Consider the following 26193-nt stretch of genomic DNA (forward strand, 5'->3'; position numbering starts at 1 on the left):
GATCTCCTCCCCGCGGAAAGCAAGCGCCTGCAGCGAAAAGGAACGGACCATATTCTACCACTTACTTATAAAGAATCGGAAATACAAACTCCACCACAAAAAAATCCGAACGACCACCATCCCCAATAAGAGGACAGCCAGTCGTTCGGATATGTCTACTAGCATATGAATCGGTTAGCGTTTCTTGATCTCCTGCAAGAGAAGCTTATTGACCATCGGCGGATTCGCCTGACCCTTTGTCGCCTTCATGATCTGGCCGACAAGGAATCCAATCGCACGATCCTTACCGTTCTTGAAGTCCTCGATGGACTGTGGATTCGCATCCAGTGTTTCCGTCACGATCTTGAGGAGGGCACCCTCATCGGAGATTTGGACAAGTCCCTTCTCCTTCACGATCACTTCTGGATCTCCACCGTTTTCCACAAGCTCCTTGAACACTTTCTTCGCGATCTTGGAAGAAATCGTCCCCTTCTCGATCAAGCTGATCATTCCAGCAAGACCTTCAGGTGTCAGAGCGATATCGCTGAGCTCTTTTTGCTGGGCATTCAGGTAAGCAGAAACCTCACCCATGAGCCAGTTGGACGCCTGCTTCGAGTCTGCACCCTTGGCGACAGTCGCTTCGAAGAAGTCGGACATTTCCTTCGTGAGCGTCAACACCATGGCATCGTATGCCGGCAGTCCCATGTCTTCCACGTAGCGCTTCTTACGTGCGTCTGGAAGCTCAGGGATCTCGGCGCGGATGCGGTCCATCCACTCTTGGTCGATATGAAGGTTCAATAGATCCGGTTCCGGGAAGTAACGATAGTCATCCGATCCTTCCTTGACACGCATGAGGAGGGTTTTACCCGTCGATTCATCGAATCGGCGCGTCTCCTGCTCGATGATGCCTCCTGAAAGGAGGACTTTCTCCTGGCGAACTACTTCATGCTCAAGACCCTTCTTGACGAAGTTGAATGAGTTCAGGTTCTTAAGCTCTGCTTTTGTACCGAATTTCTCCTGACCGATCGGACGGAGGGAGATGTTCGCATCGCAGCGGAGGGATCCTTCTTCCATCTTACAGTCGGAAACACCGGTGTATTGGATGATGGATTTCAGCTTTTCAAGATAGGCATAGGCCTCTTCCGGTGTACGGATATCCGGCTCTGATACGATCTCGATAAGGGGCGTACCCTGACGGTTGTAGTCGACAAGTGAATACCCGTCTCCTGAGTGAGTCAGTTTACCGGCATCTTCTTCAAGGTGAAGTCGGGTGATACCGATGCGCTTCTTCTCGCCGTTCACTTCGATTTCGATCCAGCCGTTTTCACCGATCGGCTTGTCGAACTGGGAGATCTGGTAGGCTTTCGGATTATCAGGATAGAAGTAGTTCTTTCGGTCGAACTTCGTATCCGTGGCGATTTCACAGTTGAGGGCCATGGCGGCCTTCATGCCGAATTCGATTGCGCGCTTATTGACCACGGGAAGGACACCCGGGTAGCCAAGGTCGATGACATTCGTATTCGTATTCGGATCGGCACCGAAATGGTTCGGAGCCGGAGAGAACATTTTACTGTCCGTCTTCAATTCTACGTGGACTTCAAGTCCGATTATCGTTTCAAAGTTCATCTTCTATTCCCCCCTTACAGTTGTGGTCTTTTTTTATGGAAGTCCGTTGCCTGTTCGAATGCATGGGCAACGCGATAAATGGTGCTTTCGTCGAAATGCTTTCCGATGATCTGAAGACCGAGCGGAAGACCTGTTGAAGAGAAGCCGCATGGGACAGAAATCCCTGGCACTCCAGCAAGGTTCACGGGAATCGTCAGGATATCGTTGGCATACATGGTGAGTGGATCGTCGATCTTCTCACCGATTTTGAATGCAGGTGTCGGTGTCGTAGGCCCAAGGATGACGTCGAATTTCTCGAATACATCTTCGAAATCTTTCTTGATCAGCGTACGCGCCTGCTGTGCTTTTTTGTAATATGCATCATAGTAACCGGAGCTGAGGGCGAATGTTCCGAGCATGATCCTTCTCTTCACTTCGTCCCCGAAGCCTTCAGCACGGGTTTTCTTGTAAAGGTCTAGGAGATTCTCTGCATTCGGTGAGCGATAGCCGTAGCGCACTCCGTCGAAGCGGGCAAGGTTCGCAGATGCTTCAGATGATGCAAGAAGATAGTAGGTTGCCACACCGTATTTTGAATGCGGAAGGGATACTTCTTCCCACGATGCTCCAAGTCCTTCTAGGACCTTCAAGGAAGCAAGAACCGCCTGACGCGCTTCTTCGCCAACGCCTTCTCCTAGGTATTCTTTCGGAACGGCGATCTTCAGGCCTTTCACGTCCCCTGTGAGGGCAGCTGCATAATTAGGTACTTCGACGTTTGCAGATGTAGAGTCATTGGCATCCACGCCCGCAATCGCCTGAAGGAGATACGCATTGTCCTCTACGTTCCTTGTGATCGGTCCGATCTGGTCAAGGGACGAAGCGAACGCGATCAGTCCGAAACGGGACACGCGGCCATATGTCGGTTTCAACCCGACTGTACCTGTGAAAGCTGCAGGCTGGCGGATCGATCCACCTGTGTCGGAACCAAGGGAGAATGGCACTTCGCCTGCAGCAACAGACGCAGCGGATCCACCTGAAGAACCGCCTGGTACCGTGTCAAGATTCCAAGGGTTGCTTGTCTTTTGGTAGCCTGAGTTTTCAGTGGAAGAACCCATGGCGAACTCATCCATATTCAGTTTCCCGATCGTGATGGTTTCGGCTGTATGTAGTTTATTGATGACAGTCGCATCATAGATTGGATCGAAGTTCTCAAGGATCTTACTTCCCGATGTCGTACGAAGGCCTTTCGTGACGATGTTATCCTTGATTCCGATCGGCATACCGAATAGAAGGCCTTTGCTTTCATCTGTGCCGAGCTTTTCATCAAGGGCTTTTGCTTTATTCCGTGCATTCTCTTCATCCAATGTGAGGAATGCCTTTACTTTATCTTCTACATCGCCGATACGCTTGTAAGATTCGCTTACGAGATCCGTTACCGATACTTCCTTCTTATGAAGAAGTTCGTGAAGTTCTGATAATTTATGGTCGAATAATGACATGTGTATCCCTCCTTAATCCAAGATCGATGGTACGCGTACCTGTCCGTCTTTGTGATCCGGTGCATTCTTCAATACGTCTTCGCGTGGCAGACCGTCGACCGGCTTGTCCTCGCGCATGACATTCTTCATATCCAGTACATGGCTTGTCGCGTAGACACTGGACGTATCCAGCTCGTTCAACTGCTCAGCGAAGCCGATGATGGCGTCTAGTTGACCTGTGAATCGTTTTACTTCATCTTCTGTGATGGCCAGTCGTGCCAGGTGGGCAACGTGCTTCACCTGCTCTTCGGAAATTCTGGACATTCTGTTCACCTCCGGGTAATTTCGAACACTTGCAATACTATTGATAATACCAAAGTTCACTTTGTGAAAGCAACTACAAGTCTAGGCTTGATAACGCTTAGACAGCTGTTTAACCAAGCATTTCCTCGGTTACAAAAAAACCTCAACGATCCATCCTGTCGAAGAAAAGAGGATTCCATCGGCGATTGGACGAAATAGTGGAGGAGGTGTATGCTATGAAAATATATGAGTTCAATAAAGAATCCGGTAAAACCATAACCCGGTTCAACAGCAGCGGGGTGACGATCCACCCCCTTTTGAAGCCCGATTCACCTTTCCAGATCGGATATTTTTACCTTGAGGAAAAAAGCGTCATCGGAATGCATCCGGCCATGTGCGACCAAGTGCTTATGATCACGTCCGGCAATGGATGGGTAAGGGTGAAGGACGGAGAAAAGCTTCCGGTAAAGGCCGGAATGGCTGTGTATTGGAGCAAAGGCGAAGAGCATGAATCAGGGTCTGAAACGGGCATGACCGCCATCGTCGCGGAAGGTTCGGACTTGGACCCTCAGCGCTTCCTGTCTTCCTTTTAACCGGGGGATTAATCAAGAAAGGATCCTGCTTTATGCGAATACTTGCATCACTGATCGTCGGCTTCCTTGGCGGCGGCTTATTCACTCTTCTCCATATCCCGTTATCGTGGATGCTCGGGGCCATGGTTTCCATGTTCATCGTGAAAAAATGGGGAAGGTTCGACCTGAAATGGCCACCTCTGCTGAGGAATCTGGCCCTCGTCATCGTCGGATATTCCATCGGTCATTCCTTCAGTAAACGGACCGTGGTGGAAATCTTCACGCAGCTCCCCACCATGCTGTTGATGACCATCTTCATCATCGTGTTCAGCATGGGTCTCGCATTCATCATCACCAAGACGACGGGAATCAACCTGGCCTCCACCATAACGGGGAGTGTGCCGGGAGGGTTGTCCCAAATGGTGGTCCTCGGGGAGGAAATGAAAAATGTGAACCTGACGGTGGTGACGATCCTTCAGGTTGTAAGGGTCCTCAGTGTCGTATGTATCGTCCCCTTTCTCGTATTCAGCCCCTTGCTCGGAGGCGAGGCAGCGAATACGTCAGGGGTCCCGCCGACAGATCCGGCGTCGTTCCGTTGGGAACTGTTGCTCTTTTTCGCAGTGGCTGTCATCACGGGGCTTTTTGCGAAGAAGATCCGCTTTCCTACTCCCTTCCTCCTCGGCCCGATCCTGGTGATCGGAGGGTGCATGATCGGAGGAGCGGGGGTGCCGGATATGCCCGGAGTGTTCATCATCCTGGCCCAGCTTTCCCTTGGGATCTACTTCAGCTTCATGCTGGATATCTCTCCTTCAAGGCAGTTGACGGCCTTCATCCTTTGGTCGGTCGTCACCTCGATCGGTCTGCTCGCCTTTTCCATCGGGCTCAGCTTCCTGCTCAGCAGCTGGCATCATATCTCCTTCATGACGGCCTTCATCAGCCTTTCACCGGGGGGCATGGCAGAGATGGCCCTGCTGGGTCACGCAGTCGGAGCCGATCTATCCATCATCACCGGTTACCATCTGTTCAGGATCCTGTTCATCCTGTTCCTCATGCCGCCCGTGCTGAAGGCGATCTTCAAGCTTCCATATTTCAAGGAACCTGACAACCCTAGAAGAGCATCTTCTTGATCGAAGAGAGGATGCTCTTCTTCTTTTTGACTTCTTCCTTCTTCTTCAATGACTTTTCCTGTACAAATATCTCTTCTTTGTCGATGGCTTCATTGTAGGCCAATACAAGCCCAACATCCGTCTCGGTCTCCATATTCGTCACCATGGAGAAGGAGATGTTGAATGTATCGGCAAGTTTGATGTATTTTGAGAGGAAGGTATAGCTCATTGAACCGTTCAGAAGGAGCCTGGCCTCAGGGTTCTCCTTAAGGGCTTCCTGCACTTCCTTATAGACGCCCTTTTCCCTTACCTGACTCTGCGTAAGAGCCACGACAACACGCTCGCGCAGCGACCCTAAAAACTTCCTTCTTTCATCGGGCTTCGTCTGCTTCTGCCCATATATTCCATTTTCTAAATAATCATCCATTGTCGGTTTACTCAAAACCAGGCACCTCCAAACGTAATCAATCATAGGCTTTCCTACACTCTATGTTCCCATGTGTATGCATGATAATCCTTGATTGCTTCCTTTTTGTTCAAAGGAAAAGGCCCGCTTCCTTTTAGGGAGCGAACCTTTTCCTATCACGACGATTCATTTTATCCGATAAAGTACTGTTTTTCAATACGTTTTTTACACTTTTTGAAAGTCGCTTCAACCCGCACCGTTATAGGACGGATTGGAGGATGGCCTTCTGAACATGGAGGCGGTTTTCAGCCTGCTGGAAGACAGCCGATTGCGGTCCATCAATGACCTCTGCGGTGACCTCTTCCTCACGATGGGCCGGCAGGCAATGAAGGAAGCTGGCGTCTGGTGCTGCCTGGCTCATGAGACCGGCATTCACTTGATACGGCGCAAATGCTTCCATGCGGGTTTCCGTCTCCTCTTCCTGCCCCATGCTCGCCCATACATCCGTATAGACGATGTCCGCACCGGATACGGCCTCCATGGGGTCATAATGCAGCGTATAGCTCCCCCCGTTCAGCTTGGCCAGCTGCAGCGTCTGCTCCTGGATTTCCTTTACAGGCTCATACCCTTCCGGACAGGAGACGACGACGTCCATCCCAAGCTTTGCCGCAAGGATCATGAACGAGTGGGCGACATTGTTGCCATCCCCGATGAACACAGCCTTGACCCCCTTGAAGCTTCCTTTCAATTCAAGGATCGTCAGGACGTCTGCCAAGGCCTGGCATGGATGATAGGTGTCACACAGACCGTTGATGACAGGGACGGTAGCATGCTTTGCAAGCTCGGTGACCGTTTCGGTGTGGAAGGTCCTGATCATGATCCCGTCTACATAGGAGGATAACACCTTTGCCGTATCGGCGATGGTCTCCCCCCTTCCAAGCTGGATATCTTTCGAGTTCAAGTAGATGGCATGCCCTCCCATTTGGAGCATGCCGGCTTCGAACGAGACCCTTGTACGGGTTGACGATTTCTCGAAGATCATGGCGAGGGTCTTCCCTTCCAGCTTCTTGGAATGAGGCTGTTTCTTCAGGCTTTGGGCAAGATCCAGCAGCTCGAGGATTTCATCCGTCGAGTAATCGAGCCAGGTTACCACATCACGCCCCTTGAACGCATTTCCCACACTTTTTAATGCTGTACTTGATTTCATACTCCGTTCACTCCCTGCTTGATTTTGTATTCGGTCAAACGGATCGGTGCCCCGCCTGCCCCCTGACTCCTGATGAACGCGAGGAGGGTGGCTGGCTCCGTGATCACGGTGATCCCGGCCTCCAGAGCTTCAATCCTTTTCGCCTTGCCTTCTTCTGAGCGTTCGTCATTATAGTAAAGGGCTGCCCCGTCGGACTTCACCCAGCTTTCAAATCCGGCTGTTCTAGAGGTCCCATGCTTCACAAGATCACTGTCCTTCGCATCTACAAAGATCGTCCCCCCTGCCTCCATTTCATCATGAAGGGTGACGAACACTTTATGCAGTGCCTCCTCAACTGTACGCCCGATACAAAGCCCTTCTCCAGTCGACTTCATATTGGCTCCCAGAGTCTGATCCAGTTCGGGTAGTGCATGGGAAGAGAAGACAGGATACTTCACCCCTTTGACGTTTACATCCTGAACGGTTGGTAAATCGAATGCCTCTAGCTCCGCTGACGGATCGGCAAGGAGATCAATGGCCATGTCGACGAGTGGATAGCCGATGATCTTGCTTACGATCGGGATCGTCCGGCTCGCCCGCGGGTTCACCTCGAGCATGAGGAGCTCGTCATCTTTCAGAAGGAACTGGATATTCATGAGTCCTTTATAACCAAGGGCCGAGATGAGGCTATCGGCGTATTCGCCGATCCTTGCCACGATGTGCTCCGGGACCGACTCTGAAGGGAAGATGGACATACTGTCGCCGGAATGGACCCCTGCCCGTTCAATATGCTCCATGACGCCTGGTATGTAGGCTTTTTTTCCGTCCGCTACCAGGTCCACCTCGACTTCCCCACCTGCTTTAAACTCATCGATCAGGATCGGGAAGTAGGATGCCTCCGCTTCTTCCAACAGTTCCTTCAGCTCCCCTGCTGTCTCCACTTTGACCATCCCTTTTCCGCCTATTACATAAGAAGGGCGGCACAGGAGCGGATACGTGAGGGTCTTCGCCACTTGGATGGCTTCGCTTCTGCTATGGCAGATATCGCCCTTCACATGAGGGATATCCAGTTGGTCGAGAAGATCGTAGAAGCGTTCGCGGTCTTCAAGATGATCGATGGTATCAAACGATGTGCCGAGAAGCTCCACTCCGTGTTCTTCAAGATCCCGTGCAAGATTCAATGCAGTCTGGCCCCCGAACTGGACGATGACGGCATCGATGGACTCATGGGCAATGATGGCCAGGATGGATTCCTTCGTGATCGGCTCAAAGTACAGGCGATCAGCCGTTTCATAGTCCGTACTGACCGTTTCCGGATTGTTATTGACCGTGATGGTCGTATATCCGTGTTCCTTCAGGCGCTGTATGGCCTTGACGGCGCTGTAATCAAATTCAACGCCTTGCCCGATCCTGATCGGTCCGGCTCCGATGATCAACACCTTTTTATCCCCTTCCAGGGGTTCGATTTCATTTTCACCATAGTAGGTCGAGTACACGTAGTTCGTGACAGCTTCGAATTCACCGGCACATGTATCCACCATCTTGAAGACCGGTTTGAGATCTTCCTTCCATGATGCAACCAATTCGGGACTTTTCCCCGACAAGGCCAAGATTTTATCATCTTCAAACCGCTGCTCTTTGGCCTGCCTATAAAGGTGTTCGTCCAGATTGCCGTTCTTCAGGCTGCTTTCGGTTTCCACCAGATGCTGAAGTACGCCAAGGAAAAGGGAATCAATCTCCGTCTTCTCATGCAGCTCCGACACGGAATACCCTCTCCTCATCAGCTCAAGTAGTTCGAAGAATCGGAGATCCGTCGCCACGCCGATCCTCTGGAGCAACTCTCCGTCCGTCACCTCTCCTTTGAATTCAAGCCCTTGAGAAGATATATCCAGGGATTGTACAGCCTTATGGAAGGCCGCCTCCATGGAGCGCTCGATGGCCATCACTTCCCCCGTCGCCTTCATCTTCGTCCCCAGGACGCGGTTGGCTTCCGGGAATTTATCGAACGGCCACCTCGGGAACTTCACGACCACGTAGTCGAGGGCCGGTTCGAAACTTGCGAAGGTCGTCCGGGTGAGGGGATTGATGATTTCATTAAGCGTATAGCCTACGGCAAGCTTCACGGCGATCTTTGCAATCGGGTACCCGGTCGCTTTTGATGCGAGGGCCGAAGACCTGCTTACCCGCGGGTTCACTTCGATCACATAGTATTGGCTGCTGTAAGGGTCTAAAGCAAACTGTATATTGCACCCACCGATCACTTCGAGTGCATCGACGATATCGAGGGCTGCCGTCCTCAGCATATGGAATTCCTGATCGGTCAAGGTCTGCGACGGGGCCACCACGATGGAATCCCCCGTATGGACACCCACTGGATCGAAGTTTTCCATATTGCACACCGATATACAGTTTCCTTTCGAATCTCTCATGACCTCATACTCGATTTCCTTGAAGCCTGCAATGCTCTTCTCCACGAGGAGTTGATGGATGGGGCTCGCCTTCAATCCCGTCCCGACAAGCTTTCGGTATTCTTCCTCGGTCGCTGCAATACCGCCACCGCGTCCCCCGAGTGTATACGCCGGACGGACGATGACCGGATAGGAAACGGTCTCTGCGAATGCAAGGGCCCCTTCCAGATCTTCGACGATGGCACTTTCCGCAACGGGGTGCGCCAGTTCATTCATCAGATCACGGAATTTCTCACGGTCTTCCCCTTTTTGGATCGAAGGAACCGATGTACCAAGCAGCTTGACGCCATGACCATCGAGAATGCCTTGTTCATGGAGCTGGACAGCCAGGTTCAATGCCGTCTGCCCTCCAAGGTTCGCAAGGATCCCGTCAGGCTTCTCGAGTTCGATGATCTTCGTAAGGGACGGGACCGTGAGCGGCTCACAGTACACCTTATCTGCATACGTCGTATCCGTCATGATCGTTGCAGGGTTATGGTTCACAAGGACGACTTCATAGCCTTCTTCTTTCAGGGCCAGGCACCCCTGCGTCCCGGAATAATCGAATTCCGCCGCTTGGCCGATAATGATGGGGCCTGAACCGATGATGAGGATCTTCTTTAGTGTTGGCTCTTTAGGCATAGATTTTCTCTCTCCCTGACTTTGTAATGGATTGATGGAACTGTTCGAATATCCAAGCTGCATCTTCCGGGCCTGGACGGGCTTCCGGATGGAACTGGACGCTCACGATCGGCTTGGTCCTGTGCTGAAGCCCCTCAAGGGAGCCATCATTCACATTCCGGAAGCGAGGATACAGCTCCGTGCCGGCAAGGCTCGCCGGCTCAACAACATAGTTATGATTCTGGGAAGTGATGAACACTTTACCCGTCTCTCCATCGATCACGGGGTGATTCGCTCCCCGATGGCCGAACAAGAGCTTCTCTGTATTCCCGCCGAGGGCAAGGGCGATAAGCTGGTGACCGAGACAAATGCCCAAGGTCGGCACCTCGAGGATCTTCTCCTTCAGCACGGGCAAAAGCCCCGTCATTTCCTTTGGATCCCCGGGTCCGTTGGAGAGGACCAATCCGTCGTACTCAAGATGATCAAGCTGATGGATCTGGTGGAAAGGGACCACCGTCACGGAACAGTCCAACTGAAGTAAACTGTTGACGATGGACTTCTTCACGCCGAAATCGATGACCGCAATATGGGGATTCCCACTTCCTTGGCGCTGCAGGGACTGAGCGGCCACCCGTCCGATCTGACCGGTCAAATGTTGTTTCGATGGCATAACAGGTGTATGGGATATACAGGCATTCTGACTGCCTCCCTGTCGGATCGATTTGACCACCTGACGGGTATCGACCCCCGTCATATGTGGAATTTCCCACTTCAAGAGGTACTCCTTCAAGGAAGAGTTGGCGTGATAATGGGAATACACATCCGGCGTCTGCAGCATGATCACACCCTTCACCTGGGGCTTCATGCTTTCGGAATCATCATCGTTGATCCCGTACTGGCCGATCAGGGGATAAGTAAAGACGACAATCTGATCTTTATACGACGGATCGGTCAATACTTCCTGGTAGCCTGTCATTCCAGTGAAAAATACGATTTCTCCCAATGCGGGACCCTTCCCGCTCATGTGAACCTCCCCCTGAAAGGTGAGGCCATTTTCCAAACATAGATAACCCGGCATGGGACTTCCTCCTTGGTGTATGAATTAATATTAGTAATTAAGTATTTTTATACATTTATAATCAAAAAAAGAACGAGAATCAAAGGTGGTCTGCCTGATGACCGACTGTACGGCCGGTCACCTGGCTCTCCCTCCTTACACCACGGCCGTTGCCTTGCCGAGTGCTTCTTCTACTTTTGTTACCGCTTGGTCGATCTCATCCCGGCTGACGGTCAATGGCGGCAGGAGTCGGATCACCTTCGGACCAGCCGGGAGCGTCAGAAGTCCGTTCTCCCTGAGATCCGCGATGATGCCCCCTGCTTCCGACTCAAGCCCGATCCCGATCATGAGTCCGTTCCCCCTGATGGAGACGTTATGATTGGACAGCTTATCGTTCAGTTCCTTCATGAAGTAAACTCCCTTATCCTTCACTTCCTGTAAGAAAGAAGGGACGAAGATCGTCTCAAGTGTTGCTTTGGCTGCAGCCATTGCAAGGGGATTCCCACCGAACGTGGAGCCGTGTGTGCCAGGTGAGAATGAAGCAGTGAGGGCCTTCTTCCCGATCATGGCGCCGACAGGAAAACCGCTACCAAGCCCCTTCGCCGCCGTGACGATGTCAGGATCCAGATCATGATGCTGGTATGCAAATGGTGCACCCGTACGGCCGATACCGGTTTGGACTTCATCGACGATGAGGAGCGCTCCCCATTCACTGCACTTCGCTTGGACTGCTTTTAGAAAAGAGGATGTACCCGGAATCACGCCCCCCTCGCCCTGGATGATTTCCACCATGATGGCGGCTATCTCGTCACCCTTGATGCCTTCAAGGGCCGATTCGTCGTTATATGGTAAATAGTCAAAGGAAGGTGCCAGGGGGCCAAAGCCGCTGTGCACCTTTTCCTGACCGGTGGCGCTCATCGTGGCAAACGTCCGACCATGGAAGGATTGTTTGAACGTCAGGATCTTCGTTCTACCCGTGTGCTTCTTGGCCAGCTTGATGGCGGCTTCATTCGCTTCGGCACCGCTGTTGCAGAAGAATACGGCGTCAAGATCCGTGTTTTCCGTCAGAAGGGCTCCGACCTCTTCCTGGGCCGTGATGGGGAACAGATTGGATACATGCCACACCTTCTCCAGCTGCTCCTTCACCGCCTCTTTCACCACTTCGGGAGAGTGCCCGAGATTGCATACGGCTATGCCTGATATGAAGTCGAGATACGAGCGCCCTTCCCCGTCCTTCACGACCGTCCCTTTACCTGAAACCAGTTCAAGTTCCCAGCGATTATACGTGGGGAATAAATGACTCATAATCGATTGACTCCTCCTGCTTGTATGATTTTCGTCCCGACAATCTTCCCTTCTTCGTAGAGGCTCCCTTTCCCTCCGACAATCATGACTTCCTTCATGCCTGAATCAAGGGTGGAAACAGCCGCTTCGACCTTCGGGATCATCCCGCCGTAAATGGTTCCTTCCTCCACAAGGGAGTGGATGCCCTCCACTGTGGTTTCACGTATAAGATCGCCGTCCTTCAGGATGCCCGGGACGTCCGTGACCAATAATAGCCGTTCAGCCCCGAGACCTGCTGCGATCGCCGAAGCGCCGAGATCGGCATTGACGTTCACCTTCACACCGTCGGATGTGACGGCCAAGGGGGTGACAACGGGAACGTATCCAAGGGAAAGGAGATCCTCAAGAAGGTCGGCCTGCACCTTCACCACTTTCCCCACCCGTCCGAGGACCCCCTCATTCAGGAATTCGGCAAGAAGGAGACGGCTGTCGTAGCCGCACACACCCACGGCTTTTACGCCGGAGTGATTGAAGCGGTGGGTCAGATCACCATTCACTTTTCCTTTCAGCATCTGCTCTGCCACCTCGAACACTTCATCCGTCGTCTTCCGTTGACCGTTGATGAAGGTGGAGCGGATGCCGAGCTTTTCGAGCATCCCGTTGATTTCCGGTCCGCCTCCATGGACGATGACCACATGATAGTCTTCAGCCATGGTAGCGATGCTGTCGATAAAGGATGATGGAAGCTGAGACATGATGCTCCCCCCCACTTTGACGACGACCGTTTCCTTATGTCCGGTAGCTTGCATTGATCTTGACGTAGTCATAAGTCAGATCACACCCCCAAGCCTTCCCTACACCGCTACCTTCCTGAAGGATGATGGAGATGCACACTTTTTCATTTTTCATATACTCGCTCACCAGTGCTTCATCGAATGCCTGGGGTGTTCCAGAGGTGAAGACGAGCGTCTCGCCGATGAAGATATCGCAAAGCTCAGGCTGAATCTTGATGTCGCTGTGGCCCATGGCTCCTACGATGCGTCCCCAATTTGGATCCCCTCCGAACAGAGCCGTCTTCACCAGGCTGGAACCGACGACCTTTTTGGCTACGACATTGGCTTCACCGTCGGTATGGGCCCCTTTGACGGACACTTCGATCAGCTTCGTGGCACCCTCTCCATCGCGCGCGATCTGTTTGGCAAGGTCTTCACACACAAGGGTCAGCGCCTCTTGGAAAGAGGACCAATCAGGGTGCTGCTCGTGAAGTTCTTCATTCCCGGCCAGTCCATTGGCCATCACGACCACCATATCATTCGTCGACGTCTCCCCGTCTACGGTGATCTGATTGAACGATCCGTCGATGGAGGTCTTCAGGGCGGCTTGCAGGGCAGGAGTCGAGATGGAGGCGTCCGTTGTGACGAATCCGAGCATCGTTGCCATATTCGGATGGATCATCCCTGAACCTTTTGCAGAGCCCCCGATGGTGATGGTCTCTTCACCGACTTTCACCCTGTAGCATGACGTCTTTTCGATGGTGTCCGTCGTGAGGATCGCCTGCTGGAATGCAGCGGCTCCTTCCTGTGAATCCGTCAGTTCGACCTCCTTGCACCCCCGCTCCATCTTATCCATCTGAAGCCATTCCCCGATTACACCGGTGGATGCGACAGCGATGTATTCTTCAGGAAGCTGCAATCGCTCCGCCATCCACTCCCTTGTCTGATAGGCGTCCTTCAAACCCTGCTCGCCGGTGCATGCATTGGCGATTGCGCTGTTGACGACAATGGCTTGCAGAAGCCCTTTTTTCCCGATGCTTTCCTGGGTGACTTTGAGAGGAGGAGCCTGGAAGTGACTCTGGGTATAGACCGCCCCGCAGTTCGCCGGTACTTCGCTGTAAATGACCCCGAAATCTTTTTTTGCATAACGGAGTCCGATATGAAGTCCTCCGGCCTGATAGCCTTTGGGAGAAAGGATCGTTCCTCCCTGTACCTTCACAATCTCCTCTTTCTCTTTGACTTTCATGGTTTCTCCTCCTCTTAAGGATAAATTGGATAGTGATGCAGCCCTGTCGTTTCATGCCAGCCGAACATCATGTTCATATTCTGGACCGCCTGACCGGCTGCACCTTTCATCAGGTTGTCGATGACAGATACAATCGTGACGCGGCCCGTCCGCTCGTCCATGGACAAGCCGATGTCGCAATAGTTGGTCCCGAACACCTCTTTTGTCCCTGGGAACCCCCCTTTGGGTCGTACCCGGACAAAGGAATGGTCATCGTAAGCGTCACGGTAGGAAGCGAGGAGCTCTTCAGTGGAAGAAGGATCCTTCAGTTCCACATAGATCGTCGCCATGATACCCCTGGTCATGGGCACGAGATGGGTGGAAAAAGTGATCGGCCCCGTATCGGGATCCCATTCGTGAAGCTGCTGTTCGATTTCCGGTGTATGCTGGTGCTCATGTACTTTATAGATACGGAAGTTCTCATGGGTTTCCGCGAAATGACTAGAGAGAGAGGCTTTGCGCCCTGCACCGGAGAGTCCCGTCTTAGCATCGATGATGACACTGCCCGGTTTGATCTTCCCGGCAGCAGCCAGTGGGTACAGGCCAAGGAGTACAGCGGTTGGGAAGCAGCCGGGATTGGCAATCAACTCGGCATACCTGATCACACGGCCGTTGCACTCAGCCAGGCCATACACAGCCCTTTCAAGGATCTCAGCGGGTGCCGCTTCGCCGTGGTACCAGTCTTCATAGGCTCCGTGTCCTTTCAGTCGCAAATCTCCCGAAAGGTCGATCACCTTCGCCTGGCCACCAAGTAGTCCGGGTGTCATCTTCTTTGAAATTCCGGAAGGCGTCGCCAAGAAGACCACGTCGAGGCCCTTCATTTCATCTTCATCGATCGGATGGACACGTTGTTCACTGATCCCGTAAAGATGGGGATATTGGTCCGAATAAGGTGTTCCATCAAGGGAGGACGAGTACAGGACAGACTCCCTGACTTCCGGATGGTTGGACAGCAGCCGGTACAACTCGACGCCCCCATATCCCGTGCTCCCGACAATTCCAACTTTCATTGCATTCACCACTCACATATTTTTTAAATTAGGTATAATTATAGGTATGTATATTAATAAAATCAATAGTATATTTATAAATAATTATTTTATTTAAATAGTTTGGTAATTGGTCCCCGTTTTTTACCTGAATATAGGTGACGTTGGTCCGTTACCCCTGATCTGCACAATGCGTCCTTACATGACCAGACGGAATAATCATTCATCCTGATGCATAAAAAATCCGTCCGCTGCGTGCGGACGGATTCCCGTCGAATCAGAATTGTGCTGCTTCAGTGGAGCCTTTGAGGGCGGTGGTGGAAGAATTCCCGCCTGTGATGACCATGGACACTTCATCGAAGTACCCGGTCCCGACTTCCCTCTGATGCCTTGTGGCTGAGTACCCATGCACCTCGCTGCCGAATTCGGCTTCCTGGAGTTCAGAGTAGGCTGCCATCCCGCGATCCCTGTATCCCCTGGCAAGCTCGAACATGCTGTGATTCAGCGCATGGAAGCCGGCGAGGGTCACGAACTGGAATTTGTAGCCCATGGCGCCGAGCTCCCTCTGGAACTTGGCGATGGTCTCATCGTCCAGCTTCTTCTTCCAGTTGAAGGACGGGGAACAGTTGTATGCCAAAAGTTTTCCCGGGTATTGCTCATGGATGGCTTCTGCAAACCGTCTTGCTTCTTCCAGGTTCGGTTCGGACGTTTCACACCAGATCAGATCGGCAATTGGGGCATAAGCGAGTCCCCTGCTGATGGCCTGGTCCAGTCCCGACCGGGTCCTGAAGAAACCTTCCGGCGTCCTTTCACCCGTGATGAACGGGGCATCATACGGATCGACATCACTGGTGATCAAATCGGCGGCATTGGCATCCGTCCGCGCGATGATGATGGTCGGGACTCCTGATACATCGGCGGCAAGCCTGGCAGAAATCAGATTCTTCACAGACGTCTGGGTCGGAAGAAGGACCTTCCCGCCAAGATGGCCGCATTTCTTCTCAGATGACAGCTGATCCTCGAAATGAACGGCTGAAGCCCCCGACTCGATCATGCCCTTCATCAGTTCGAATACGTTCAGCTGCCCCCCGAATCCGGCTTCGGCATCCGCTACAATCGGTACGAACCAATCGATGGATTCATCTCCTTCTACATAGTGGATCTGATCGGCACGCTGCAGGGCCTGGTTGATCCGCTTGACCACCGACGGAACGGAATTGGCGGGGTAGAGGCTTTGATCCGGATACATCTGCCCTGATAGATTCGCATCTGCTGCCACTTGCCAGCCGCTCAGATAAATGGCTTTCAGACCCGCCCTCACCTGCTGGACAGCCTGATTGCCCGTCAGTGCCCCGAGGGCGTGGACATAGGATTCCTCATGAAGGAGCCTCCAAAGCTTCTCCGACCCTTTCTTCGCGATCGTATGCTCGATATCCATACTCCCCTTCAAACGGATCACGTCTTGAGCCGAGTAGGGCCTCGTGACTCCTTTCCACCGCTCTTCTCTCTCCCATCCTTCTTGAAGCTCCATTACCCGCTCATTCATCGACTTCACCATTTCCAACACTCCTTTTTGTTTCATCCCTTAGGATGGTTATATGAATTTCGTTCTTCCCGTTTTCCTTAGAGAATCTCATAGCCTTTCAGCGTCAAAAACTCTTCGAACCTGTCATTCCTGATCAATTCATCGAACAGTTCCACCGCTTCCGGGATGCGTTTCTCTTCATACGCGGTGCCAAATTCTTCTTTGATTCTCGTAAGCTCTTCCTGCTTGATGGCTTCATAGAGTTCCATTGTCAGCTTCCGTCCATCTGCAAGGACGCCATCCGGATGCCTGATCCACTGCCATAGCTGCGCCCTGGATATCTCGGCGGTTGCTGCATCCTCCATCAGGTGGTTAATCGGTACGGCCCCCTGCCCCTTCAGCCAGGCAGATACATAGCGGATCCCCACGTTGATATTAAGGCGGACTCCTTCTTCCGTGATCTCTCCATCCGGCAGCTGGAGGAGATCCTCCGCTGTGATCTGAAGACCGGTCAGACGTTTATCCGCAATCTGATTATCCCCGGGCATCTCCCCGTCAAACACGTCTTTTGCGACCTGTACTAGCCCGGGATGAGCGACCCATGTGCCGTCATGTCCGTCCCTTGCTTCCCGTTCCTTATCCTGTCGTACCTTCCGGAAAGCTTCCTCGTTCTTTGCGGGGGCGCCTTTAATGGGAATCTGCGCCGCCATTCCCCCTATCGCCGGTGCCCCTCTCCGGTGACAGGTCTTGATCGTAAGCAGTGAGTAGGCCCGCATGAACGGTGCTGTCATGGTGACGGTGGAGCGATCGGGAAGGACTCCCTTCGTGCGGAATTTTTTGATATAGCTGAAGATATAATCCCAACGGCCACAGTTCAGGCCAGCCGAGTGCTCTTTCAGTTCATAGAGGATTTCATCCATCTCAAACGCAGCGGTGATGGTCTCGATCAGCACCGTTGCCTTGATCGTCCCCTTCGGCAGTCCTACCGCCTCCTGGGAAAAGACGAACACATCATTCCAGAAGCGGGCTTCCTGGTGACTTTCAAGTTTGGGAAGGTAGAAAAATGGCCCCCTCCCCGTCCCGGCGAGCTTCCGCCCACTGTGGAAGAGATGCAGTCCGAAATCAACCAGTCCAGCGGAGAGAGGTTCACCGTCCAGCTCAATATGCTTCTCCTCCAGGTGCATTCCCCTCGGTCTGACGATGAGTACGGCCCCTTGTCCGTTGAGCCGGTATTCTTTCCCGCCAGGCTGGCTGTAGCGGATCGAACCGTCTACGGCATCCCGCAGATTGATTTGCCCTTCCATGACATTCTGCCAAGTCGGAGATGTCGCATCCTCCAGGCACGCCATGAAGCATTTGGCCCCGGAGTTCAACGCATTGATCATCATCTTGCGGTCGACCGGACCGGTGATTTCCACCCGGCGATCCTTAAGGGCTTCCGGCAGTTCATCCACCTTCCAGGCAAGCTTGCGGATATGCTCCGTCTCGTTCAAAAAATCTGGGGATTCCCCTTCATCAAAGCGTTTCTGACGATTCTCCCTTGCTTCGAGCAGTTCCTTCCGCCTTTGACCGAAACGCCTTTCCAGCTGTTCCAAGAATCCCAGTGCTTCATCGGTGAGAATCTCTTTGTATGATTCTTCACCCTTTATTCTCATGCCATCCACTTTGGTGTCCATCCTTACTCATCACACCTTCCACTCTGCATTGTTATAATACAGTTTATTTAACATGTTTGTATTGTATAACAGATAAATCTGTTATGGAACACCTTTTTATCGCATATCGTTCGACAAATCTCGCAGAACAGCAAAAAACCCCGTCCTTTCAAGGACGGGGTTCATGCTTATTCATAGATATGGACGTAGGTTTCCTTGCTTCCTTTTTTCTTCACGATGAGGGCTTCGGGCCCGTCAGAAGAGGAAATGGTCAATTCCATGTCCCAGCTTTCAGGCACATGTTTCGTGATCATAGAGGAAAGATGCTGGGCAAATCCAATGGTTTCGGTCTTCCCTTCAAAGGTGAGGGCGACTTCAAAATTCATTTTTGCCAGTTTATCATCTTCATATAGTGCTTGGCCGGTCAAACCCGTATACACGGGGAAGTAATCCTCCACATCATCTTTCAAAGTCTTGAACACTTTGTAATCATTCGGATGGGCATCGGCCGCTTCCGGTGAAGGGAAGAGATAATGGCTTTCGTTGACATCATTCCATTTCTGGATTGTGTCTTCTCCGTTCCCTGCTGTCGAGTAGGCAAAGAAATGACCGGGTACGCGTTCATCTTTCGGCGCCTGCTTGTAAAGGGCCATCATGATCGGGGCGTTTTTGAGTCCGTCTTTCTGACGAAGGCGTTTCACGACCTCTTCAGCCATCTTCATTCCTTGCTGCTTCAGCTCGTCATTGCTGATATTCTTGACGGTCCTGGCACCGCTGGACATATTCGTTTCATACTGGACCGAGTTCAGGGAGAGGGCGATTACAACCCCTCCAAGCTGAACACTTTTCCCATCATCGGTCTTCTTGAGATAGTTATGTTCTACAAGATGGGCGAGGTAGATCGGTTCTGTGTCGCCGTCCTCCTGGACAGGATTCAGCCCGACATTCTCTGACTCCTTCATCTTCTTATCCTTCAGCTGCTTGCTCGTATACTCACGCTGCAGCCAGCTGTCTACGGTTTCCTTATCGAGGTATTTCCCTTCTTTGAAGAAATACTGGTCTGTAGGGAATTGATTCTGGGCTACCCGCATAAGCCCTGTCTCGATTTCATTGATATCATATCGTGATCCGAGGTCGTTTACGACAACGCCACGGGTTTCACTGGTCTCATAAGGCAGCATCGTCTTGTAATAGTCTTCTGAAATTTGAAAGCTCGGTATAATCGCTTTCTCTCCTTCATCGGCTTTGTTCTCTTGAACGACCTGATCCTGCTTCTCAAACGTCGGTGCACATCCTCCCAGTAGGAACAGTACGGAGAGAGCGGCCACGATTCCTTTTTTCATTCGTTGCTACACCTCTTATCGGTTTAGTTCTTCCATCAGCTTATCCTCATCCCAAACCTCGATCTCCAGCTCATTGGCCTTCGTCAGCTTGGAGCCTGCCTCTTCTCCGGCAATGACGAGATCGGTCTTTTTGCTCACGCTTCCTGTCACTTTGCCTCCTAGGGCTTCGATCCGTTCTTTCGCTTCGTTCCGGCTGAGCTGTTCGATCTTTCCTGTAAGAACGATGGTCTTTCCTGCGAAATAGGAATCCACGTCACTTGCAGCAACCGGTTTCGGGCCTTTATAGTCCATGTTCACTCCGGCATCCTTCAGTTCGAGGATCAACTCCTGCACTTCTTCGTTTTCGAAATAGGCAACCACAGCTTCTGCCATCTTCCCGCCGATTTCATTGATGGCTGTCAGTTCTTCGGCAGATGCCGCGGAAAGCTTGTCCATCGTCCCGAATTCCTGGGAGAGGGTCTTTGCAGCTTTGGCACCGACGTGACGGATCCCCAGGCCGAACAGCAGCTTCTCGAGTGAATTCTTCTTCGACGCTTCGATGGCAGCAAGGAGATTATCAACGGATTTCTCCCCCATCCGTTCAAGGGCCAGGAGCTGATCGCGTTCCAGTCGATACAAGTCGGCTACATCTTCAATGAGCTGTTCCCTGAACAACTGGCTGATGACTTTCTCTCCCAGCCCGTCGATGTTCATGGCATTCCGTGAAACGAAATGGATGAGTCCTTCCCTGATCTGAGCAGGACATTTCGGATTGATGCACCGGAGAGCAACCTCTCCTTCCAATCGCACCAGTTCGCTTTCACATTCCGGACAGTGGGTCGGCATGGAGAATTCCTGTTCTTCGCCGGTACGCTTTTCTTCGAGTACGTTCACCACTTCAGGGATGATGTCCCCTGCCTTTTTGATTACGACGTGGTCGCCGATCTTGATGTCTTTCTCCCTGATGAGGTCCTCATTATGTAATGAGGCACGCTGAACGGTCGTCCCTGCAACCCTTACAGGTTTGAGGATTGCAGTAGGTGTCACCACGCCTGTACGCCCGACGCTCAGCTCAATGTCCTTCAGGATCGTAACGACTTCTTCTGCAGGAAACTTGAAGGCGATGGCCCATCTTGGACTCTTCGCCGTCGTCCCGAGCTCACTCTGTTGATCGAGGGCATCCACTTTGATGACGATCCCGTCGATGTCATATGAGAGATCAGGGCGGCCCTGCGTCCATTTCTCCACGTATTCCAGCACTTCCTCAATCGTGGCACACCGTTTGCGCTCCGGATTCGTCTTGAATCCAAGCTCATCCAGCCGGTCGAGCCCCTCGCTGTGCGACTCGATTCCCATATCCCCGATTTCCGCCAAGGCATAGAGGAAGATATCCAGATTCCGTGAAGCGGCGATTTTCGGATCAAGCTGACGAAGGGAGCCAGCCGCCGCATTACGCGGATTGGCAAACGGTTCTTCTCCCCGCTCCTCTTTCGCTGCATTCAATGCTTCAAACGACCGCTTCGGCATGAACGCCTCGCCCCTCACTTCAAATGCGGCCGTTTCTTTCACTTTCAGGGGAATCGAGCGGATCGTCTTCAGGTTGGAAGTGATGTCTTCTCCGATGGAACCATCTCCCCGGGTAGCACCCTGAACGAAGCGGCCATCCTCATAGCGGAGGGAAACGGCCAGACCATCGATCTTCAGTTCGCATACGTAGGAAAAATCGTCGCCGACTGCCTGGCGGACACGTCTGTCGAAATCCCGTAGATCCTGCTCGTTGAAGGCATTCCCGAGACTGAGCATGGGCGTCCTGTGCTCGACTTTTTCAAAGAAATCAAGGATTGCCCCTCCGACCCGTTGCGTAGGGGAATCAGGTGACTTCAGGTCCGGAAATTGGTCCTCAAGTTCGATGAGCTCCCTCAGACGCTGATCATATTCTGAATCCGGAACCGACGGCTTATCGAGTACATGATATTCGTAGTTATACTGATTCAAGGTTTCGTGCAGCTCCTGCACGCGCTTTTCAGCTGATTGTCGTTCCATTTCCACACAGCCCTTTCAGACGATTTGTAGGTTGATCACACTTTTTCAATCGGGGCGAATTTCGCCAGCAGACGCTTGATCCCGGTTGGACTTGGGAAGGCGATGTCGAGTTCGACGCCGTCACCGGATCCTTTCACGCTGACCACGGTGCCTGTCCCCCATTTCTTATGCTGCGCTTTGTCACCGACCTGCCAGCTTGCAGCAGCTCCTCCTGATGCCGGTGCCGGACGTGAAACCGGTTTTCTCGGCGCCGGGCGCGCTGCCGGGCGGGATGACTGGAAGGAGATCGCGCTTTTCTTCTCGGTCATCACATTATCCAGCAGGTCTGCAGGGATTTCATTGATGAAGCGCGATACAGGATTCATCTTTGTCTGCCCGAAGAGCGTGCGCATCTGGGCATTTGAAAGATACAGTTCTTCCTCGGCACGGGTGATGCCGACATACGCAAGCCTGCGCTCTTCCTCCATCTCGTCTTCTTCCATAAGGGATCGACTGTGAGGGAATACCCCTTCTTCCATCCCCATCAGGAAGACAACAGGGAACTCAAGCCCCTTCGCCGCATGGAGCGTCATCAGGATGACGGCATCCTTCGGCTTATCGTCTTCATCCAGCTTGTCGATATCGGCTACAAGGGCGAGGTCGGTCAGGAAGGCCACCAGGCTCTTGTCTTCATTCGACTTTTCGAATTCCTTCGTGACCGAGAGGAACTCGTCCAAGTTCTCGAGACGGCTCTGGGATTCGATGGATTTCTCTGCCTTCAGCATGTCATTGTATCCCGACTTATCGAGGATCTCTTCCACGAGTTCGGTGACGGACAAGTATTCCTGCATCCCTGTATAGCCTTTGATCATTTCCTTGAATTCAACCACGGCTTTTGTGATTTTCGGGCTCAAGCCGATAAAATCAGCTTCTTCAAGGGCCGTGAACATGGAAATATCATGGTCCTGGGCATAGCGGGCAATCTTATCGAGGGACGTCGCCCCCACTCCCCGCTTCGGTACGTTGATCACCCTTTGAAGGCTGATATCATCATCGGGATTGGAGATGAGGCGCAGATAGGCCAAGATGTCCTTGATCTCTTTACGATCGTAGAACTTGATTCCGCCGACGATGGCATATTCGATATTCGACTTGAGGAGAACTTCCTCCATGACACGGGACTGGGCATTCGTCCGGTACAGGATGGCAAAGTCGGAGTATTTCCGCTTTCCGGAATCCACCATCTCTTTGATTTTCCCCGTTACGAACTGCGCTTCGGACTGCTCCGTATCCGCTCTGAAATAGGAAATTTTCTCGCCGTCATGATTTTCCGTCCACAGGTTCTTCGGCTTACGATTCGAGTTCTTCTGGATGACTTCGTTCGCCGCCTGGAGGATCCGCTTCGTCGAGCGGTAATTCTGCTCGAGGAGGATCACTTTGGCCCTCGGATAATCCTTCTCGAAGGATAGGATGTTGGCGATATCGGCACCCCGCCATTTATAAATGGACTGATCGGAGTCACCGACGACACAGAGGTTCTGGAAGCGTGACGCCATGAGTTTGACGAGCATGTACTGGGCCCTGTTCGTATCCTGATACTCATCCACGTGGATATATTGGAATTTGCGCTGATAGAATTCAAGCACTTCCGGCACCCTTTGGAACAGCTGGATCGTCGTCATGATCAGATCATCGAAGTCGAGTGCCTGATTCTTCCTTAGGCGCCTCTGGTATTCCGTATAAACATCGGATACGACCTGATCGTAGTAGCTCCCTGCATTCTTCGCGAATTCTTCAGGAGGGATCAGTTCATTCTTCGCTGAGCTGATCGAGCCGAGGATCGATCGTGGATCGAATTTCTTCGGATCGATGTTGCGGTCCTTCAGGATCGACTTGATGACGGACTGCTGATCCGTCGTATCGAGGATCGTGAAGTTCCGGTTGATGCCGATCCGGTCGATATCCCTTCTGAGGATCCGTACACACATGCTGTGGAAGGTCGAGATCCAGATACTCTCGGATGCGCCCCCGAGGATATTCGTGATCCGGTCCTTCATCTCCCTTGCCGCTTTATTGGTGAACGTGATGGCCAGTATATTATAAGGATTGACTCCTTTTTCCACCATCAGATAGGCAATCCGGTGGGTCAACACCCGCGTCTTCCCGGAGCCTGCACCTGCCATGATCAACAGAGGCCCGTCGGTCGCCTTCACGGCTTCTGCCTGCTGCGGATTCATCCCGTTCAATAATCGATCAGTCAAAAATTGCATTCTCTTCACCACCATAACGAACATACGTTCTGTTTTTTATCATTATACTTTATGCTAAGGCCAATGGCTACTTTTATCCTTTTACAGCTTTTACGGTTTTGAGCGCTTCTTTCAGATTCTCATACACGGCATTCCCGACCACGATCACATCGGCAATGTCTGCCATCTCCTTTGCCTGTCGGGCACTCGAGATGCCCCCGCCGTAAAAGAACGTCGTCTCATTCAGGGCACCGCTCACTTCTTTGACGGTTTCGATATCCCCATACTTCCCGCTGTACTCCAGGTAGAAGATCGGCAGGTGGAACATCTCTTCGGCCATGCGGGCATAGGCAGCTGCATCCTCAGCATCAAGGGCGCCCGTTGCGCCGGTCAGCTGTGCCGCCTTGCAGTCGGGGTTCATGATGCAGTACCCTTCCACAAGGATCTCCTCCCAGTTCATGATCTCTCCGTATTCCTTCACGGCTTGATGATGCAGTCCCGTTACCCAATCGGTGTCGGAACTATTCAATACCATCGGGATGAAATACAAGTCGAAGCCCGGTGTCAGGGATTCCATATTCGAAACTTCAAGGATACAGGGAACCGTATAGCGCCGCACACGAGCCATTAAATCCAGGACATTCTCAAGGGTCACACCGTCCGTTCCCCCTACCAGGATGGCATCGGTCCCGGATTCACAGATGGCTTCAAGCTCTCCATCTTCTATGGTTTTGTTCGGATCTAATTTAAACACATGGCTCCACTGCCGGACATCATACATACTGTCGTTCCTCCATTCATTCTTCCATCTAACGTATTATATCATTTACGGACAGGCATCGCATACCATCGTCGGCTGTAAAAAAGTTGAAGAAATCCGTCGCCGGACAAAAAAAGAAAGACGGCTGCAATCAGCTGTCTTCCTCGTTATCGTCTTTTTTATGAACGCGGTCGAGCACAAGTTGATACGTATCGTTCCCATAGTTCAAGCAGCGCTTAACACGTGAGATGGTGGCAGTACTGGCACCGGTCTCCGTTTCGATTTTATGATAGGTATTCCCGTCCTGAAGCATGCGTGCCACCTCAAGGCGCTGGGCCAGTGATTGAATTTCATTGATGGTACAGAGGTCATCGAAGAAACGATAGCACTCTTCCAGATCCTGAAGTGAAAGGACGGCATTGAAGAGCTGATCGAGCTCTTTGCCCCGAAGTTTATTGATTTGCATAGTGGTATACTCCTTTATTTGCTAAAAATTAGTGCCGTAACGCGCAGAGAAGAAGATCATCTTCCTTCCTCATAGGATACGGCTTCCGACAGTCCCGGGGAATCGGGGATCACAGAGATCCACGTGTGGCCCGGGTGGAAAGGAATCGGTTTTCCGTCCTGATAAGGAAGGATGCGCCCTCCTTCGTTCTTCCAGTTGACGTCCCGGAGGATGCCATCCTGAATCAGGTAAGCCTTCCCTCCGCTTTCAAAGTCGATCATCCGCCTGCCCGAGGTGTCGACGACCTCATGACGCGCTTGGATGATCAGCAGATTCTCGATGAAGACGGGGTTCTTTGTTCCGTCTTCCACGGTTTGGTCGCCTGCTGAATACCGTTCATATTTGCCTTCATCACTGTTATAGATGAAAGTGGAATCGAACGAAGGATCCTGATAGGACACCATGATGGAGCCTGCAGCCTTCCCTTTTGCCGGATCATCCGAGAAAGCGAGATTCTTGGGTGGGGCGGAAAGGTCATACCCCAGATCATCGGCACCCTTCTTGATGTTCTCGAACGTGATATAGGAATTATGGGGTGCCTTACGTGAGCTTGCCCGTTTGAACAATGTACCATCATAGCTGATTCCATTCAGGTTATCAACAGAGCCGCCCTGAAGGATCTTTTTCGCATCAGGAGAATAACCATGTGCGATGAACAGACTGTCATACCCCTTTGCGAGACTGATGTAATAATCCCTTGCACTCCTTACAGGACCGACATTCTCAGGCCTTTCGCTCTGAAAAATGGCCAGAAAACGCGTAATGTTCCCTTCAGCGAGGATTTCATAGACGATATCCGCCTTGGATAAGCCTGATTGCGGTCTTGCCTTCGGATGATTATTGATCATGACGGCGATGGACCTGCCATCTCCTTCATCCTGGACTTCCCCTGTTAGAGGAGAGTGGGACTCAGCACCTGTCTTATCTTCTGATACTGGGACGGCATCTTCATTGTCAGTCGGATTCGTTGGCTGATTTGAGCTGCATGCGACAAGTGTGAGCACGCTTATGGCAATGGCCATGAATCGAACAAGCATGCTGAACACCCCTATTTTATTAAAATGAAC

The 26193-nt window shown here is 52.0% G+C and carries 21 protein-coding genes; 2 read left to right on the forward strand and 19 right to left on the reverse strand.

Translation table 11 applies throughout. From position 1 onward, the window contains the following. Positions 1–174 precede the first annotated feature (174 nt). Genes gatB through gatC form a run of 3 tightly spaced genes read right to left on the reverse strand, consistent with a single transcriptional unit; the run spans position 175 to position 3383 of the window. The gene (gatB, locus tag ACNA6I_RS16310; protein ID WP_048007534.1) at positions 175–1605 is read right to left on the reverse strand and encodes an Asp-tRNA(Asn)/Glu-tRNA(Gln) amidotransferase subunit GatB; all 1431 of its coding nucleotides are present in this window, start codon (positions 1603–1605) and stop codon (positions 175–177) included. 14 nt (positions 1606–1619) lie between these two features. Then, complete coding sequence (gatA, locus tag ACNA6I_RS16315) at positions 1620–3080, reverse strand: Asp-tRNA(Asn)/Glu-tRNA(Gln) amidotransferase subunit GatA (RefSeq protein ID WP_048007533.1); 1461 nt, start codon at positions 3078–3080, stop codon at positions 1620–1622. A 12-nt stretch (positions 3081–3092) separates the two neighbouring features. After that, positions 3093–3383: an Asp-tRNA(Asn)/Glu-tRNA(Gln) amidotransferase subunit GatC gene (gene gatC, locus ACNA6I_RS16320; RefSeq protein ID WP_048012154.1), complete on the reverse strand. Its 291-nt coding sequence runs from the start codon at positions 3381–3383 to the stop codon at positions 3093–3095. Between the two features lie 215 nt (positions 3384–3598). On the opposite strand from gatC, the gene ACNA6I_RS16325 reads away from it, so the two are divergent. Together ACNA6I_RS16325 and ACNA6I_RS16330 are read left to right on the forward strand one after the other, a co-directional pair. Further along, positions 3599–3955, forward strand: coding sequence for a cupin domain-containing protein (locus ACNA6I_RS16325; protein WP_048007531.1), 357 nt, complete (start codon positions 3599–3601; stop codon positions 3953–3955). 32 nt (positions 3956–3987) lie between these two features. After that, positions 3988–5061 carry an AbrB family transcriptional regulator gene (locus ACNA6I_RS16330; RefSeq protein ID WP_048007530.1) on the forward strand — a complete coding sequence of 358 codons (1074 nt, stop codon included), beginning with the start codon at positions 3988–3990 and terminating at the stop codon, positions 5059–5061. On the opposite strand, the gene ACNA6I_RS16335 is transcribed toward ACNA6I_RS16330, so the two are convergent. The 16 genes from ACNA6I_RS16335 to ACNA6I_RS16410 form a co-directional block, all read right to left on the reverse strand. Further along, a complete protein-coding gene (locus ACNA6I_RS16335) occupies positions 5042–5482 on the reverse strand; it encodes a YueI family protein (RefSeq protein WP_231578691.1) in 441 nt (146 codons plus the stop codon). The two genes, ACNA6I_RS16330 and ACNA6I_RS16335, sit on opposite strands and share 20 nt — an antisense overlap. 223 nt (positions 5483–5705) lie before the next feature. Beyond that, the gene (argF, locus tag ACNA6I_RS16340) at positions 5706–6653 is read right to left on the reverse strand and encodes an ornithine carbamoyltransferase (protein ID WP_048012153.1); all 948 of its coding nucleotides are present in this window, start codon (positions 6651–6653) and stop codon (positions 5706–5708) included. Beyond that, on the reverse strand, positions 6650–9721 hold the full coding sequence (locus ACNA6I_RS16345) for a carbamoyl phosphate synthase large subunit (RefSeq protein ID WP_416313750.1): 3072 nt from the start codon (positions 9719–9721) through the stop codon (positions 6650–6652). Before ACNA6I_RS16345 ends, argF begins: the two co-directional genes overlap by 4 nt. After that, positions 9714–10778, reverse strand: coding sequence for a carbamoyl phosphate synthase small subunit (locus tag ACNA6I_RS16350; protein ID WP_048007526.1), 1065 nt, complete (start codon positions 10776–10778; stop codon positions 9714–9716). Before ACNA6I_RS16350 ends, ACNA6I_RS16345 begins: the two co-directional genes overlap by 8 nt. A 135-nt stretch (positions 10779–10913) precedes the next feature. Next, positions 10914–12062 carry an acetylornithine transaminase gene (locus ACNA6I_RS16355; RefSeq protein ID WP_048012150.1) on the reverse strand — a complete coding sequence of 383 codons (1149 nt, stop codon included), beginning with the start codon at positions 12060–12062 and terminating at the stop codon, positions 10914–10916. Beyond that, entirely contained in the window at positions 12059–12850 is a 792-nt protein-coding gene (argB, locus tag ACNA6I_RS16360) for an acetylglutamate kinase (RefSeq protein ID WP_048014875.1), read from the reverse strand. The genes ACNA6I_RS16355 and argB overlap by 4 nt, the downstream gene beginning before the upstream one ends. Then, positions 12831–14060, reverse strand: a complete 1230-nt coding sequence (gene argJ, locus ACNA6I_RS16365; RefSeq protein ID WP_048007523.1) for a bifunctional ornithine acetyltransferase/N-acetylglutamate synthase — start codon at positions 14058–14060, stop codon at positions 12831–12833. The genes argB and argJ overlap by 20 nt, the downstream gene beginning before the upstream one ends. A gap of 14 nt (positions 14061–14074) precedes the next feature. After that, a complete protein-coding gene (gene argC, locus ACNA6I_RS16370) occupies positions 14075–15109 on the reverse strand; it encodes an N-acetyl-gamma-glutamyl-phosphate reductase (protein ID WP_148797221.1) in 1035 nt (344 codons plus the stop codon). A 256-nt stretch (positions 15110–15365) separates the two neighbouring features. Next, a complete protein-coding gene (gene aceA, locus ACNA6I_RS16375) occupies positions 15366–16670 on the reverse strand; it encodes an isocitrate lyase (protein ID WP_416313751.1) in 1305 nt (434 codons plus the stop codon). Between the two features lie 41 nt (positions 16671–16711). Then, on the reverse strand, positions 16712–18289 hold the full coding sequence (gene aceB, locus ACNA6I_RS16380) for a malate synthase A (protein WP_416313752.1): 1578 nt from the start codon (positions 18287–18289) through the stop codon (positions 16712–16714). A gap of 167 nt (positions 18290–18456) precedes the next feature. Then, the gene (locus ACNA6I_RS16385; RefSeq protein ID WP_416313753.1) at positions 18457–19611 is read right to left on the reverse strand and encodes a CamS family sex pheromone protein; all 1155 of its coding nucleotides are present in this window, start codon (positions 19609–19611) and stop codon (positions 18457–18459) included. A 15-nt stretch (positions 19612–19626) separates the two neighbouring features. Then, positions 19627–21633 carry an NAD-dependent DNA ligase LigA gene (ligA, locus tag ACNA6I_RS16390; RefSeq protein WP_416313779.1) on the reverse strand — a complete coding sequence of 669 codons (2007 nt, stop codon included), beginning with the start codon at positions 21631–21633 and terminating at the stop codon, positions 19627–19629. Between the two features lie 35 nt (positions 21634–21668). Continuing rightward, positions 21669–23882: a DNA helicase PcrA gene (gene pcrA / locus ACNA6I_RS16395; RefSeq protein ID WP_048007518.1), complete on the reverse strand. Its 2214-nt coding sequence runs from the start codon at positions 23880–23882 to the stop codon at positions 21669–21671. A 73-nt stretch (positions 23883–23955) separates the two neighbouring features. Beyond that, positions 23956–24642, reverse strand: coding sequence for a heptaprenylglyceryl phosphate synthase (locus tag ACNA6I_RS16400; RefSeq protein ID WP_416313754.1), 687 nt, complete (start codon positions 24640–24642; stop codon positions 23956–23958). 130 nt (positions 24643–24772) lie between these two features. Then, positions 24773–25087, reverse strand: a complete 315-nt coding sequence (locus ACNA6I_RS16405; RefSeq protein WP_048007516.1) for a YerC/YecD family TrpR-related protein — start codon at positions 25085–25087, stop codon at positions 24773–24775. Positions 25088–25143: 56 nt separating this feature from the next. Continuing rightward, on the reverse strand, positions 25144–26163 hold the full coding sequence (locus ACNA6I_RS16410; RefSeq protein ID WP_251528783.1) for a DUF3048 domain-containing protein: 1020 nt from the start codon (positions 26161–26163) through the stop codon (positions 25144–25146). Between the last annotated feature and the right edge of the window lie 30 nt (positions 26164–26193).

The sequence above is a fragment of the Rossellomorea sp. FS2 genome, assembly GCF_047915635.1.
Lineage (GTDB): Bacteria > Bacillota > Bacilli > Bacillales > Bacillaceae_B > Rossellomorea > Rossellomorea marisflavi_A.